At 35.4% G+C, this 12,851-nt stretch carries 17 protein-coding genes and 1 pseudogene; 5 read left to right on the forward strand and 13 right to left on the reverse strand.

Features of this window, described 5'->3' with window-relative positions:
- Positions 1-33 precede the first annotated feature (33 nt).
- The 7 genes from I6L50_RS22910 to I6L50_RS22940 all read right to left on the reverse strand — a co-directional run bounded on the left by I6L50_RS22910 (position 34) and on the right by I6L50_RS22940 (position 6,354).
- Complete coding sequence (locus tag I6L50_RS22910) at positions 34-783, reverse strand: ABC transporter permease (protein WP_219303214.1); 750 nt, start codon at positions 781-783, stop codon at positions 34-36.
- Positions 784-1,545, reverse strand: a complete 762-nt coding sequence (locus I6L50_RS22915) for an ABC transporter ATP-binding protein (RefSeq protein WP_219303215.1) — start codon at positions 1,543-1,545, stop codon at positions 784-786.
- Between the two features lie 169 nt (positions 1,546-1,714).
- The gene (locus tag I6L50_RS22920) at positions 1,715-2,056 is read right to left on the reverse strand and encodes a DUF1048 domain-containing protein (protein WP_002014108.1); all 342 of its coding nucleotides are present in this window, start codon (positions 2,054-2,056) and stop codon (positions 1,715-1,717) included.
- Between the two features lie 75 nt (positions 2,057-2,131).
- On the reverse strand, positions 2,132-2,452 hold the full coding sequence (locus I6L50_RS22925) for a PadR family transcriptional regulator (RefSeq protein ID WP_002128372.1): 321 nt from the start codon (positions 2,450-2,452) through the stop codon (positions 2,132-2,134).
- A gap of 737 nt (positions 2,453-3,189) precedes the next feature.
- A complete protein-coding gene (gene hcp / locus I6L50_RS22930; RefSeq protein WP_219303216.1) occupies positions 3,190-4,476 on the reverse strand; it encodes a hydroxylamine reductase in 1,287 nt (428 codons plus the stop codon).
- 679 nt (positions 4,477-5,155) lie between these two features.
- The gene (gene bla2 / locus I6L50_RS22935) at positions 5,156-5,929 is read right to left on the reverse strand and encodes a BcII family subclass B1 metallo-beta-lactamase (protein WP_002137546.1); all 774 of its coding nucleotides are present in this window, start codon (positions 5,927-5,929) and stop codon (positions 5,156-5,158) included.
- A gap of 143 nt (positions 5,930-6,072) precedes the next feature.
- Positions 6,073-6,354, reverse strand: coding sequence for a MazG nucleotide pyrophosphohydrolase domain-containing protein (locus I6L50_RS22940; RefSeq protein ID WP_219303217.1), 282 nt, complete (start codon positions 6,352-6,354; stop codon positions 6,073-6,075).
- Positions 6,355-6,446: 92 nt separating this feature from the next.
- Between I6L50_RS22940 and I6L50_RS22945 the strand changes: the two genes are divergently transcribed.
- A complete protein-coding gene (locus I6L50_RS22945) occupies positions 6,447-6,737 on the forward strand; it encodes a DUF3784 domain-containing protein (protein ID WP_219303218.1) in 291 nt (96 codons plus the stop codon).
- Between the two features lie 28 nt (positions 6,738-6,765).
- Here the strand turns inward: I6L50_RS22945 and I6L50_RS22950 are convergent, their stop codons facing one another.
- Positions 6,766-7,047, reverse strand: coding sequence for a hypothetical protein (locus I6L50_RS22950; RefSeq protein WP_219303219.1), 282 nt, complete (start codon positions 7,045-7,047; stop codon positions 6,766-6,768).
- A 182-nt stretch (positions 7,048-7,229) separates the two neighbouring features.
- On the opposite strand from I6L50_RS22950, the gene I6L50_RS22955 reads away from it, so the two are divergent.
- Positions 7,230-7,424 carry a hypothetical protein gene (locus I6L50_RS22955; RefSeq protein WP_103655114.1) on the forward strand — a complete coding sequence of 65 codons (195 nt, stop codon included), beginning with the start codon at positions 7,230-7,232 and terminating at the stop codon, positions 7,422-7,424.
- 119 nt (positions 7,425-7,543) lie between these two features.
- Positions 7,544-8,581, forward strand: coding sequence for a serine hydrolase domain-containing protein (locus I6L50_RS22960; RefSeq protein WP_219303220.1), 1,038 nt, complete (start codon positions 7,544-7,546; stop codon positions 8,579-8,581).
- Positions 8,582-8,629: 48 nt separating this feature from the next.
- Here the strand turns inward: I6L50_RS22960 and I6L50_RS22965 are convergent, their stop codons facing one another.
- From I6L50_RS22965 to yeiL, 5 genes and pseudogenes are all read right to left on the reverse strand, one after another.
- Positions 8,630-8,878, reverse strand: coding sequence for a hypothetical protein (locus I6L50_RS22965; RefSeq protein ID WP_002087603.1), 249 nt, complete (start codon positions 8,876-8,878; stop codon positions 8,630-8,632).
- A gap of 408 nt (positions 8,879-9,286) precedes the next feature.
- Positions 9,287-10,321, reverse strand: a complete 1,035-nt coding sequence (locus I6L50_RS22970; RefSeq protein WP_219303221.1) for a flavin-containing monooxygenase — start codon at positions 10,319-10,321, stop codon at positions 9,287-9,289.
- Positions 10,322-10,452: 131 nt separating this feature from the next.
- Positions 10,453-10,630 (reverse strand): annotated as a pseudogene (locus I6L50_RS35710) (metallophosphoesterase family protein); the annotation flags it as partial.
- 42 nt (positions 10,631-10,672) lie between these two features.
- On the reverse strand, positions 10,673-11,026 hold the full coding sequence (locus tag I6L50_RS22975) for a glyoxalase superfamily protein (protein ID WP_002014124.1): 354 nt from the start codon (positions 11,024-11,026) through the stop codon (positions 10,673-10,675).
- Between the two features lie 13 nt (positions 11,027-11,039).
- Complete coding sequence (yeiL, locus tag I6L50_RS22980) at positions 11,040-11,732, reverse strand: transcriptional regulator YeiL (protein WP_002165330.1); 693 nt, start codon at positions 11,730-11,732, stop codon at positions 11,040-11,042.
- A gap of 108 nt (positions 11,733-11,840) precedes the next feature.
- Between yeiL and I6L50_RS22985 the strand changes: the two genes are divergently transcribed.
- Positions 11,841-12,287 carry a DMT family transporter gene (locus I6L50_RS22985; protein ID WP_219303222.1) on the forward strand — a complete coding sequence of 149 codons (447 nt, stop codon included), beginning with the start codon at positions 11,841-11,843 and terminating at the stop codon, positions 12,285-12,287.
- A 13-nt stretch (positions 12,288-12,300) separates the two neighbouring features.
- Complete coding sequence (locus I6L50_RS22990) at positions 12,301-12,765, forward strand: DMT family transporter (protein ID WP_219303223.1); 465 nt, start codon at positions 12,301-12,303, stop codon at positions 12,763-12,765.
- The last annotated feature ends 86 nt before the right edge of the window (positions 12,766-12,851 follow it).

The following is a 12,851-nucleotide window of genomic DNA, read 5'->3' on the forward strand; positions in this document are numbered from 1 at the left end:
ATTTAGTTGCAATAGAACACCGAACTGATGGTTTTACCCTAACTGACGTTTAAATGCTTTACCAGCGAAGAAGTAAGCGATAACCATAATGCCAACGCACCAAGCAAGTGCAGTCCAAATATCGTTGCCAACAGTCCCTTCATATAAGAGGGCACGAATCGCATTCACAATTGAAGTCACAGGCTGGTTTTCAGCGAACGCACGAACAATTTTTGGCATAGTTTCGGTAGGAACAAAGGCCGAACTAATAAAGGGCAGAAAAATTAGTGGGTACGAGTAGGCTGTCGCCCCTTCCATAGACTTCGCTGTCAACCCAGGAATGATAGCCAACCATGTCAGCGCCAGCGTAAACATCCCGAGTATTCCAGCTACCGCGAGCCAATCCAGAATATTGGCACTGGAACGGAAGCCCATTAAGAGCGCAACAAGGATAACCACCACGATAGTAAGCACATTAGCAACAAGTGATGTTAATACGTGAGCCCATAATACCGACGAACGCTTGATAGGCATAGTAATGAAACGTGCCATCAGCCCGCTCTTTACATCCGTAAACAACCGTACGGAAGTGTAAGCGACACCGGATGCGATAGCCATCAGCAAGATTCCCGGCAATAAATAATTGACGTAGTTATCCGTTCCTGTCTTTATGGCGCCGCCAAATACGTAGACAAACAACAGCATCATCATAATCGGCGTAATCGCTACCGTAATAATTGTATCCGGACTGCGCATAATGTTGCGCATTAAACGCCCTAATAATACCCCTGTTTTGCTCTTCATTTACATCTCCTCCTTTTTGCCAATGATCGCAAGGAAAATTTCTTCCAATGTCGGCTGCTTCTCGATATACTCCACTTTTGTTGGCGGGAACATCTCTTTAAGTTCTGTAAGAGTACCAGTCGTAATAATTTTTCCACCATGCAAGATAGCGATACGGTCCGCCAGTTGTTCGGCTTCCTCCAAGTACTGAGTTGTCAGCAAGATGGTTGTGCCGCCGCCGGCAAGTTCCTTGACGGTATCCCACACTTCAATCCGCGCTTCGGGGTCAAGCCCTGTCGTCGGTTCATCGAGAAAAATGACTGCTGGCGTTCCGATCAAACTCATCGCGATATCAAGCCGGCGCTTCATCCCACCTGAATACTGATCTGCCCTCTGGTTGGCTGCATCGGTCAGGCTAAATCTTGCAAGCAAATTGTCAGCGACTTGAGCAGGACTAGAAACTCCACGCAACTTGGCGATCATTATCAAGTTTTCTCTCCCCGTGAGCATACCGTCTAAAGCTGCGAACTGCCCTGTCAAACTGATACTTTGACGAACATGATCCGATTGACGCTGGACGTCAAAACCACAAATACCTACTTCGCCGCCATCTTGCTTCATCAGCGTCGAGAGGATATTGACTATCGTCGTCTTGCCCGCTCCATTTGAGCCCAGCAGTGCGAAAATTTCGCCACGCTGCACTTCAAAATCTACCCCTTTTAACACTTCCTTATCTTTAAAGGATTTTTTTAATCCTTTTACAGAAATCGCTGTATTGGTCATGCTTTTTTCCTCCTTAAAAAATGTTTTGTAAAGCTAGACTGCCTGCACTCCTCTATTTAGTATTACTGATAATCTGTATTACTTAGTACTGGTTTAAAAATATAACTGAATAGCAGTGGCGTCAATTCACATTTGTAACCAGCTAATCAGTCGGTATTACCTGTTGCATTTATTTTTTTCTCAATTGCTTCATGATACTTTCGTTCAAATCTTCACGATACTTGGAAACATAAGTTTTAGCATTTGCCACTAGTTCGTCAGCAAAGGATGCCACGTCCTCCCCAGTTATTTCTAGCACTTGTCTGCCTTCCGCCGCACCGGCTTCAAACAAATCGATTAGTTCATACTGTATGTGTAGCATATCCATCCCGTTACCAGCTGAGAAATTCCACATGTAGTTTTGAATTTTCTTAAACACAAACTGATAGTCCTCTGGCAGAGCTCCAACCCGTGCCATCATCATTTTGTACTCTTTTTTATCACCAATTAATTTTTTGAACATTTCCAACATATTATTTTTCCTCCTTTTTTATAAAGCAGAACAAGAAACTCCCAAAATATCGGCCGAATATTTAATCTTATGAGGCTAGTTTGACTTCAAGACGTTAATTTTTGATGATACAAAATCCCATTTTCTCCAAAACAATTCAAGCTCCTGACGGCCATCCTCATTTAGTGAATAAAACTTGCGAGGCGGCCCCATGTCTGACGGTTTCTTTTCAATATTCACAAGTTTTTTCTTCTCTAATCGCACAAGGATGGTATAGACCGTTCCTTCCACGACTTCAGTAAACCCAAGCTCATTCAGGTGGCGGGTAATCTCATAGCCATAAGTTTCACGGCGGCTAATGATTTCCAGAACACATCCTTCCAGCGAACCTTTCAGCATTTCAGTTAAATTTTCCATATTCTGATCCTCCTTTACCCCCTATTCTGTCTGACTTATATTCAGTATCACAGAGTACTAAGGCTAATTTTTCTGAATAGCTTTTGAGAAACCTCACTATTCAGTATTACTTATTACAACTACATTGTATGACTAAGTAGATGGAATGTCAACTCGATTTTTAAATTTTTTCTTAAATCCGCTTTTGCCTATTGGATACTGAATATATTTTTAAAAACTACGCTATTCAGTATTACTCATTACTACTACATTGTATGACTATGTAGATAGAATGTCAACTCGATTTTTAAATTTTTTCTTAAATCCGCTATTATCTATTGGATACTGCCTATTTTCTTCTTAAGAAATCTCACCACATACCTATCCAGCTAAGAAAAGGAAATACCCAAAACAAAAATTCCACATTTTTGTTTTGGGGCGTTATAATATTCCGAAGTTAATGAATGTGGCTAGCTCTCCTTATTAAAAAGACGGATCATTTTTTGTTCTTCTACTAATGCACCTGTGCATCTAATACATGAGCTTGCGAATACATACAAACTCTTTATAAAGTGAAACTTTAATTAGTGGGGGGGTTCTGTTCATCCCCCACTAATTATTAGCCCTCACCAATCGGGCGTTTACGGGCAGCAGGGCTCCCCCCTAACTTCTTTGCTCCAGCTGAATTTTGAGGTGGGAGTTTTACTGCCCGCAAATAGCGGGATAAAGTCAACTCTACATATAGGACATCCTTTTTGTTACGATAACATCATATTCATGTCTTCTGCTGCGGTTGTAATTAGTTTTAAACCGAATGTTTCTTGTAATACATCAAGCACACCAGGTGAAATAAATTCAGGTGCCTTTGGACCAATGCGAATATCTTGAATACCAAGACTAAATAGCCCAAGTAAAATGGCAACCGCTTTTTGTTCGAACCATGATAGAACAATACTCACTGGCAATTCATTCACTTCACATTGAAAAGCATCAGCTAAAGCGGCCGCTATTTTCACTGTCGAAATTGAATTATTACATTGTCCTAAGTCAATGTAACGCGGAATCTCCGTACCAGGTACAACCCCATAATTCACATCATTAAAGCGGAATTTTCCACAAGAAGTTGTTAAAATAACCGTTTCTGGCGGAAGTGACGTTGCTAATTCACGATAATATTCCCCGCCTTTTCCTGGGGCATCACAACCTGCGATAACAAAGAAACGCTTTATTTTCCCTTCCTTTACTGCCTCAATAATTTCTGGAGCTAATGATAATACCGTATTATGGTGAAACCCTGTTACTAACTGTTCATCCGACTCCATATGTACTTCTGGAAGTTCTAGCGCTTTTTGAATCAATGGTGCAAAATCGTCATTTTCAATTTTTTGTACGCCCTCTAAGCCTGCAATATCATATGAAAAGAATCGATCAGAGTATGATCCTTTAATTGGCATAACACAGTTCGTTGTCGCTAATATGGCACCTGTAAATTTTTCGAAAAGTCGTCGTTGATCGTACCATGCCTTACCGATGTTTCCTTTTAAATGTTTATATTTTTTCAGTTGTGGATATCCGTGTGCTGGTAGCATTTCAGAATGCGTATAAATGTTAATTTCTTTTCCTTCTGTTTGCTTTAATAACTCTTCTAATGCAAATAAATTATGACCAGTAACTACAATTGCCTTACCTTCTACATGGTTTTGTGTAATTTGAACAGGCTCCGGAACACCAAAGTGATTCGTATGTGCCTCATCTAATAACTCCATTACTCGTAAAGCCGATTCCCCTACTTTCATAGCCATATCAATATGTTCTTGTTCATTAAAGTTAGAATTTGTTAATGTCATATATAGCGCTTCTTGAGTTGTAGCATCTACAAATGCATCTGTATACCCTAGCTGCGCAGCATGTGTACGATAAGCCGCTATTCCTTTTAATCCAAACACAATCGTATCTTGTAAACTTGCAATTGTTTCATTCTTACCACAAACACCCATCACTTTACATCCGCCTGTTGGCGTTTGTTCACATTGATAACAAAACATATCATCCCACCCTCTCCCAATCATTCCTTACAAATCAAGCATAATACCCATTAGGAAAAAAGGATGTGATATGAATCACAATAATATATATAAATTTGTGACAGTTCATATTGTTGACATAATATTTTTATTGGCGCTAAAAAACGGACACCTTTGTTAATACTTTCAAATAGCTAGATGATTGATTTAGAGAACTATTAGCAACTAATAAGCATACAAAAACGCTATTCTTTCTATCATTCAACAGAAAGAATAGCATTTTTTCATTTTGAAGAACTATCAATTTTTTGATTAAAGATTTTAGAGGAAACCTCTTTATTTACAATACATTTACACCATCTTAACATTTTTTACATTATTTATATGATATATTTATATAGAAACTACTTAAGAAATTTCATGTACATCGTTATCTTTATAATCTCTTAACTGATTGATAAGAGATTATGTTACATTTTCATACCAGGGGTGAATTAGGATGACTGAAACTTTAAAGACACTTATAATGCTTGATGTTACTTACGTTGTTATAGCAATTATGACGGTACTGGTATTTGTATACTTGGAATTAAAATCTCAGTAACTTATGCAGGCATAATTGATAGCTTCGCATTTAAATATAGTTAGAAGAAAGCGAGGAGAAAATTATTTCTCCTCGCTTTTATATTCCCACAGTTTCTTATTTCAACAAATCCAATGTATGTAAAAGTAATCCTCTGTCCCCTACTTCTCCATGACCAGGCACTACTAAGTTCATATTTCCGTATCGGTTCAACACATTCTCAATCGATGTGGACCATTCATTTACATATGCATCAGCAACATTCCCTAAATCTTTAGCTTCCGCAGATTTCACTAAACAGCCTCCAGCTAAAATGTTGTATTGCGGTAACCATACGACAATATTATCTTCTGTATGCCCTTTCCCTGGATAGAACGTTTCTACTTTTATATTTCCAAACTTCATATTCGTAATTGTTTGTAAGTCTCCAAGTGGCTCTTCATATCCATTTTTCTTTGCTAGTTCCGCAGTTAATGCTGTACTATGCGCTTTAATGCCTCTTTCTTTCAACGTTTTAATTCCGCCAATTCGATCAGCATGCGCATGTGTAATAATAACATCCGTTACGCGCTTCTTAAATTTCTTTTCTACCATCTCTATTAGTTCCTTCGTTAACTTATCATCCCAAGAAGAATCGACAAGTACTAACCCATTAGAAGTAGTAAGAACTAGACCACTCGAAGGAACTGCTACTCCATTAAAATAACCTAGCTCAGTATGAACCCATACATTTTTATTTAACTGAGAAATTGAAATAGTTCCTGTCTCATTCTTTATTACTTTTTGCTCTAGCTTTTGTTCCGCTTTCACAGAAGAAATTGTGCTAACAAATTGGGTTGTTCCTAGCAAACTAACACATACCCCTAATTTTAATAATGTATTCTTTTTCATTTTCTCCACCCTTTCTTTCAAACTAAATAGTTATTACCTATATTAGACAGTTCATCTCAAATGTTTGTTCCATCTTTTTTTACATATTTTTCATACCATTAATAAAAAGCGCACAAAATTTTGTGCGCTTTTTAACTTTCCTTTTACCATTCACGTTTTTTATTAATCATCATTTTTTCTTCGAATGCCTTCTCTAAATCAATTTCTAACTTGTTTGCTAAATCACATACATTCCAAATTACATCAAACATTTCTAAACCAATCTCTCTTTTCGAATCTTGTATTTTATCACGCCTTAATATAACTTCCGCTAATTCACCTAATTCCGCCATCGCATACATCGTACGCTCTTCAATTGTTGTATCTTGAAATCCTTTTTCTTTACTGAAACTCGATACATATTGCTGGAATTCCGAAATATTCATATGTAATCTCCCTTCATCGTAAATATCTCATTTTTAATAAACTTAAAATCATACTATAATTTATTTATAGTCCATTAACGGAGGTGTTCTCAATGACTCTCTTCGCTTCTCCATCATTATTCATACTAGCAATCATTTCATTTGCATTAGCTTATTTCATCGGAGTAAAACAATACACTTGGCTCTTATCAAGATTCAATGAACGCCGTGTGTCAGATAAAGTTAAGTTATCGAAGATAGTTGGTCTTTATAATTTAACCGCTGGTGTTATCGCCACAATTGGTAGTGTCTTCACTACCCCTAATGCAAAAATCGTATTTCCTATCATTATAATTGGCCACGTTATAATAGCTGCTTATGTAAATACACGTATGGTGCAGTGAAAAAAGATCACCCAAATGGATGACCTTTTTATAACTTATCAACATATTGCTTCGCTTCTAGTATTGAAAAACCAAATGCTTCTCTTACTCTCTTAACTGCCGTAACTGTTTTTCCTTCTTCCATAAGCTGCCGCAACTCTTTATTAATTTCGGGTTCTCTATCTACAATTCCCATTTCTTTCGTAATTAATTGTAATCTATCTTCCATCCGCTTTAAACGCGCATCCGTTTTCTTTTCGATTTTATTTAATTTTTCAACTATATAAATAAACCCAAAGACCGCTATCGGTATGATCATCCAAAATTCCATGACTATTCCTCCTCACTAGCTTTCATATGTTTTATTTAAGTAACTTATGTAAATTTTACCACATGACACATTTAATGTATAATAGTAATATACAACACTGTTGATAAAGTGAAACTTTAATCAGTGGGAGTTTTACTGCCCGTTAATGCGGGATAAAACCTTTTATTTTAGGGGGACACTTTATGAAAAGATTTTTTAAGACATTACTACAATTTGTAGTTCTTTCAATTGCACTACATTTATTATTTGATATCGTTGGCTGGCTTGTTTTCAATGCACCAATTAAAAACAAACAAATCATTATTTCCTTACTAACAACCTCATGGCTTATGTACATGTACCGAGATAAATTTTTCAAAGCCTTTACTTCGAATTAACTTAAACTAAGAAAACACTTCATCGATAATAGATGAAGTGTTTTCTTTTTCTCTCCTTCTCTCTATTTATTACTGTATAATAAAACTAATATTCTGTCTTTTGGAGGGAAGGGGTCACCATGAACTTAAAAAACAACAATATATATGAGAAAATGAACCAATATTCCGTTGCAGGATTAAGCTTTGCCGTTATACGTGACGGTAGACTTGATGAAACTACTGCCTTCGGAACACTTGAAACTGGAACAACTAGAACTGTCACTACGAATTCCATATTCAATTCTTGTTCTATTAGCAAATTCATCACTTCAATGCTTGTACTAACGTTATCAGATCAAGGAATCGTACATTTAGATGAAGACGTAAATGATAGACTCACATCTTGGAACATCCCTACCAGTCTATTTACTTCACAGAAAAAAGTAACGCTGCGAAACTTATTAAGTCACCAATCTGGAATCATTGATCCTCCCAATAGTTTTGAACATTATACACTTGCACAAGAACTACCTAAAATGGATGAGCTCCTTGCTGGTAAAACATTATATTGCCCAGTACCTATAGAAGTAACTTATGCACCAGAAAGCCAATTCCACTACTCTGACGCAAATTTTTGTATTATCGAACAACTACTTGAAGATATTACTGGGAAATCGTTCAACCTTTTACTTGAAGAATTTATTTTTCAGCCACTACAAATGAAAAATAGTACACTCTTCTCTCCCGAAGACATAGATAAAACCGATGCTTTTGCTTGCGGGCATAATAAAGATGGAACTGTAACAAATGAGAAGTATCCATTTTATCCATTCGCAGCAGCTTCAGGCGTTTGGACAACACCAACTGACTTATCAACTTTAATTATTGAAATCATTCAGTCCTTACAGGGAAATAGCAAACTGAAACTTTCTCAAAAAACAGTACAAGATATGATTTCTCCTCAAGGATGCACTAAATGGACTGGATTAGGTGTTTTTCTAGAGTATTCTAATGAAGACTTACAAATTTATTCACTTGGCTGGGGTGTTGGATTTCAATGTATGATGGTATGTAATCCATACCGAGGTGATGGCGCTGTTATTATGACGAACTCGGATTTAGGTGTTCATCAAAAGGATGGAATTATTGGTGAGATTTTAAAAATGTTATCCTTATAATTAACGAAGTAAAACAAAGAAAGAAGCTGATTCTCCCAGCTTCTTTCTTTATATAACATTTTTCACCACAATTTTAATATGTTCTGGTGCGATAATTTCCGTTATACTTTCTTGGAAATCTTCATGCAGCAGTTCTTCAATATGTTCTAACTGCACTTCGACATGTGTGCATTCTAAATTATGTATGTTTAATAGTGCATAATGATCTTTCTTCTTAATTACTAAATATTGATTTTCTTCTGTTATGAGTACAGAACCTAATCGTATTCCTAGTAGACGTTGATCATCAAACTTCACAATCTGTTCCCCTTCCCAACTGTGAATGTAATTACTATACAAAAAAGATATTTTAAGGAAATCAATCTTATATAGACTATATCATACTTTACTAAAATATAAAGTGAAACTTTAATCAGAGGGACTTTTACGGGCAGTTGATCTCTCACCTAACTTCCTCGCATGTGCCGAATTTTGAGGTGGGGGATCTTACTGCCCGTTAATGCGGGATAAATATCATATTTTCTTTCAATAGAAATTCCCGTTTTTTTATATATTTCGATACAAAAAACTTTCTCAACAAAAAAATTATAATTTTCAGTTTTTTATTTCATGAAAATCTATTATACTAAAGCTAATAAACGTTTGAAATGTTTGACCTCTCCTAATTCATGTACATATGGATGATCAGTAGCTGTTGCTACTGATCTATTTTTTGATTTCAGAAAGCAAATACACCGCATCCTTTCCTACACCACAAATAAGCGCAGAACCCCTTTGAGATTGCCACGGCAGCCCAATATAATACAATCCTCTTACTGGACTCATTCCCTTTGTATGATTAGGAAATCCATTCATATTCACTGCCTTTTCTATTTCAATCCATTTATAATCTTGAACAAAACCAGTTGACCATATAATACTTTGTGCACTATACGTGCCACCATTCTGAAACATAATATTATTTCCTGATGCACTTACCACTTTTCCCTGTAGTTTTATTGCTCCACTACGAATAAGTTCCTTACCTTCAAAACCAAAAATGGGATCCTTTCGCTTCTGAAACCACCTTCCTCTCTTTGTATGTATTTCGGCATACAATAAACCCATTTTTTCTAACCAATTAAAAATGCTTTTTCTAAAAAGATATAACGGTAAAAAGGTTAACGGATGACTTATAGACATTGTAACTTCATGAGTTTTTGCAAGTTCTACTGCTATTTGCATGCCTGAATTCCCACCACCTACTACAAGTACTTTTCCCTTTGGAATTTGTAATGGTGATTTATATTGTGATGAATGTATTTGAAAAATATGTGATGAAAGATGTTGTGAAAATGAGGGGATGAATGGTTGCTGAAAACCACCTGATGCGATAATAACTTTTTTCGATTGTAAAATTTCTGTAGGAGTGTGTAATTCAAATATTTCTTTCTCTTTTCTTATTTTTAAAACTTGAGTCTGTAATTGTACCGGCAATTGAAAATACCTTGCATATTCTTCTAAATAAATTGCAATTTCATCTTTACATGGAAATCCACTCCCTTCTCCTTTTAATATCATACCTGGTAAACTACTATATTCCCTTGGTGTGAAGAGCTGCAAAGAATCATAGCGGTCTCTCCAAGAATCGCCAATTCGGTTTCCCGCCTCAAGTAATAAGAAACTACATCCTTCCTGCTTCAAGTAGTATCCCATTGTTAATCCAGCTTGACCAGCTCCAACGATAATTATATCTTTCATTCCAATTCCTCCTTCTCACAAACACATGAATACATGTTCATATGTTCATACGTTTCCATAATCATAACATTTTATTTTTTTATAATTCAATATCTATCCAAAATAAAAAAGAGCAGTTCACTATAAAGTAAACTCCCCTTAATATGTATCATCTCGTTACTCATTAATATTTCAATTGTCCCCAAAGGATCTAACGGCCCATACACACTATCACCTAAATTTATTATCATTTCGAATATCTTTTAATACCGCCTTTAAAGCGTGACTATTCCCATTAATATCTGAAATCATCGCTATTTTTCTCTTCATTGTAACCCCTACTTTGATAAATTATTTATAACACCTCAATTTCTAAACCCTTTCCTCATAAAATGTAATTCTATTTGAGAACGGATCAATCACAGTTAATTCAATTGTATCCCAAGGTGTTCTCTCTATATCAGGTTTTGAATACGCATAATCTTTACTTGATAAAATAGCATAATAACTTTTTAAATCCTCTATTTTCACACGAATTGCACCGCCTGGTGAAGCATCCCCATGATGTTCAGATAGATGTATTACAGTATCATTTAACGAAATTTGCATATATAATGGCATATTTTCCTCATACCGATGTTCCCAATCCAGTTTAAACCCTAAAAAATTCAAGTAAAATAACTGAGCCTTTTCAATATCAAAAATTCTAAATATAGGTGTAATCATTTATAATACCCTCCTATTTATAAACATCCGCCGCCAATTCCCGCAAAACATCTACATTCATCACTTCAAAACAACCATTGCTTTTCTTTATAATTTCTTTATCACAAAAAACATTTAATGTACGTAATAAATGCCGATAACTCGTCCCTAACAATTCAGCTATTTCCGTTAAATTCCCACTAAACACAATTCTATTTCCGTGCTGAACCGCCCGTTCCCCTGCTGCTAACATGTAACTCGCAAGTCGATTTTCAAGTGGATACAGTAAATTAATTGTACTATTTTTTGAAAGTCGATTTAATTTATGTGCTAACGATCCGCAAATACATCTTAAAAATTTCGCATCATGAAATAATTGATTTCTCACTTTCCCTAAAGGTAGCCCAACACAATACGAATCTGCCATCACTTGTACGTTTGAAGCAGTCTTTTGAGAATGAATTAACTCCACATCTCCTAGTAACTGCAAACTATCATAAAAACATAATAATACAGATTTCCCGTTACTTAATGTATTAAACGCTTTCGCTTTTCCTTCAACAAAAAAATATAAATAATCTATCTCTTCATTTTCTCTACAAATAAACTCATTCTTTTTAAAAAATATAAGTTCCATATACGGTTTCATATCACTACTAAAAAATGAATCGATATTATTTTGCTTCATATACTCTGCTAATTTATTAGAATTACATACTTTCTTCATAGTTTCCCCGCCTTTACAACTATCCCCATTGTAATTAAAATTTTCTTCTTCCACTATGACATATGTCATAGTAATACACAATTTCAGCATGATACAGTCATTACAAATATGAAATATAAAGGGGATATTACATTGTATAACTTTTTTTCTGTCTTTATTGGCGTGCTTATCGCCATTATGCTTCCTTTGAACGGGATTTTATCTGAGTTAATTGGCAAGTATACAGCAAGCGTTGTCATTCATCTTGTCGGTTTAATAGCAGTTATTTTCGTTTTAATCATAAACAAAAATAAAATCCATTTTGATAAAGGTATTCCACTTTTTTTATATAGCGCTGGGGCAATTGGAGTATTCACTGTTCTTTTTAATAATATAAGTTTCTCTGCTCTTGGTGCCTCTATTACGATTGCATTAAGCTTACTTGGTCAATCCATCGCTTCCATAGTTATTGATCATTTCGGTTTATTAGAAATGAAAGTTTCGAAGTTTGATAAGAAAAAATTAATTGGATTATTATTCATCTCTTCTGGAATTATAGTCATGACAATTTACTAATGGAGGTAAGAAAATGTTATATATTTGTATCGCTATTTTAGCTGGTGTTTCTATCGTTGTTGCTAGAATTATTAACGCGAATTTAGCAAAGGAAATTGGAAATTGGGAAGGCACATTTTTCAATTATATTACTGGATTATTTTTCTCCATGTTCTTTTTAATTTTCAGTTCAGATTCGTTGTATATTTCTAGTCATACGTTACAATCCATACCTATCGCCGTATACTTAGGCGGATTAGTAGGCGTTATCGTTATCTCATTATCAAACTATATTACTCCTAAAATATCAGCATTTTATTTAACGTTACTCATCTTTATCGGACAATTGTTTACGGGGACTATCATCGATTTCTTCCTGTCACACGAACTATCACCCGGAAAAATTATCGGTGGAATTCTCGTATTAATAGGGCTTACTTACAATTTACTCGTTGATCGCCCTATAAAAACCGTGAAGCATAACCACGTTCAACTATAATACTTTACGCTTACCTATCATATATTAATAGAAAAGCTCTTCACATGAAGCCATAGAGAGGAGAATACCCTATTAAGAAAATCATT

The sequence above is a fragment of the Bacillus sp. FDAARGOS_1420 genome, from assembly GCF_019344915.1.
GTDB lineage: Bacteria > Bacillota > Bacilli > Bacillales > Bacillaceae_G > Bacillus_A > Bacillus_A mycoides.

Bases quoted from the DNA above. Each gene is read 5' to 3' on its own strand.
- I6L50_RS22910 (WP_219303214.1), bottom strand. From the start codon at position 783: ATGAAGAGCAAAACAGGGGTATTATTAGGGCGTTTAATGCGCAACATT.
- I6L50_RS22915 (WP_219303215.1), bottom strand. From the start codon at position 1,545: ATGACCAATACAGCGATTTCTGTAAAAGGATTAAAAAAATCCTTTAAA.
- I6L50_RS22920 (WP_002014108.1), bottom strand. From the start codon at position 2,056: ATGTTGGAAATGTTCAAAAAATTAATTGGTGATAAAAAAGAGTACAAA.
- I6L50_RS22925 (WP_002128372.1), bottom strand. From the start codon at position 2,452: ATGGAAAATTTAACTGAAATGCTGAAAGGTTCGCTGGAAGGATGTGTT.
- hcp (WP_219303216.1), bottom strand. From the start codon at position 4,476: ATGTTTTGTTATCAATGTGAACAAACGCCAACAGGCGGATGTAAAGTG.
- bla2 (WP_002137546.1), bottom strand. From the start codon at position 5,929: ATGAAAAAGAATACATTATTAAAATTAGGGGTATGTGTTAGTTTGCTA.
- I6L50_RS22940 (WP_219303217.1), bottom strand. From the start codon at position 6,354: ATGAATATTTCGGAATTCCAGCAATATGTATCGAGTTTCAGTAAAGAA.
- I6L50_RS22945 (WP_219303218.1), top strand. From the start codon at position 6,447: ATGACTCTCTTCGCTTCTCCATCATTATTCATACTAGCAATCATTTCA.
- I6L50_RS22950 (WP_219303219.1), bottom strand. From the start codon at position 7,047: ATGGAATTTTGGATGATCATACCGATAGCGGTCTTTGGGTTTATTTAT.
- I6L50_RS22955 (WP_103655114.1), top strand. From the start codon at position 7,230: ATGAAAAGATTTTTTAAGACATTACTACAATTTGTAGTTCTTTCAATT.
- I6L50_RS22960 (WP_219303220.1), top strand. From the start codon at position 7,544: ATGAACTTAAAAAACAACAATATATATGAGAAAATGAACCAATATTCC.
- I6L50_RS22970 (WP_219303221.1), bottom strand. From the start codon at position 10,321: ATGAAAGATATAATTATCGTTGGAGCTGGTCAAGCTGGATTAACAATG.
- I6L50_RS22975 (WP_002014124.1), bottom strand. From the start codon at position 11,026: ATGATTACACCTATATTTAGAATTTTTGATATTGAAAAGGCTCAGTTA.
- yeiL (WP_002165330.1), bottom strand. From the start codon at position 11,732: ATGAAGAAAGTATGTAATTCTAATAAATTAGCAGAGTATATGAAGCAA.
- I6L50_RS22985 (WP_219303222.1), top strand. From the start codon at position 11,841: ATGAAATATAAAGGGGATATTACATTGTATAACTTTTTTTCTGTCTTT.
- I6L50_RS22990 (WP_219303223.1), top strand. From the start codon at position 12,301: ATGTTATATATTTGTATCGCTATTTTAGCTGGTGTTTCTATCGTTGTT.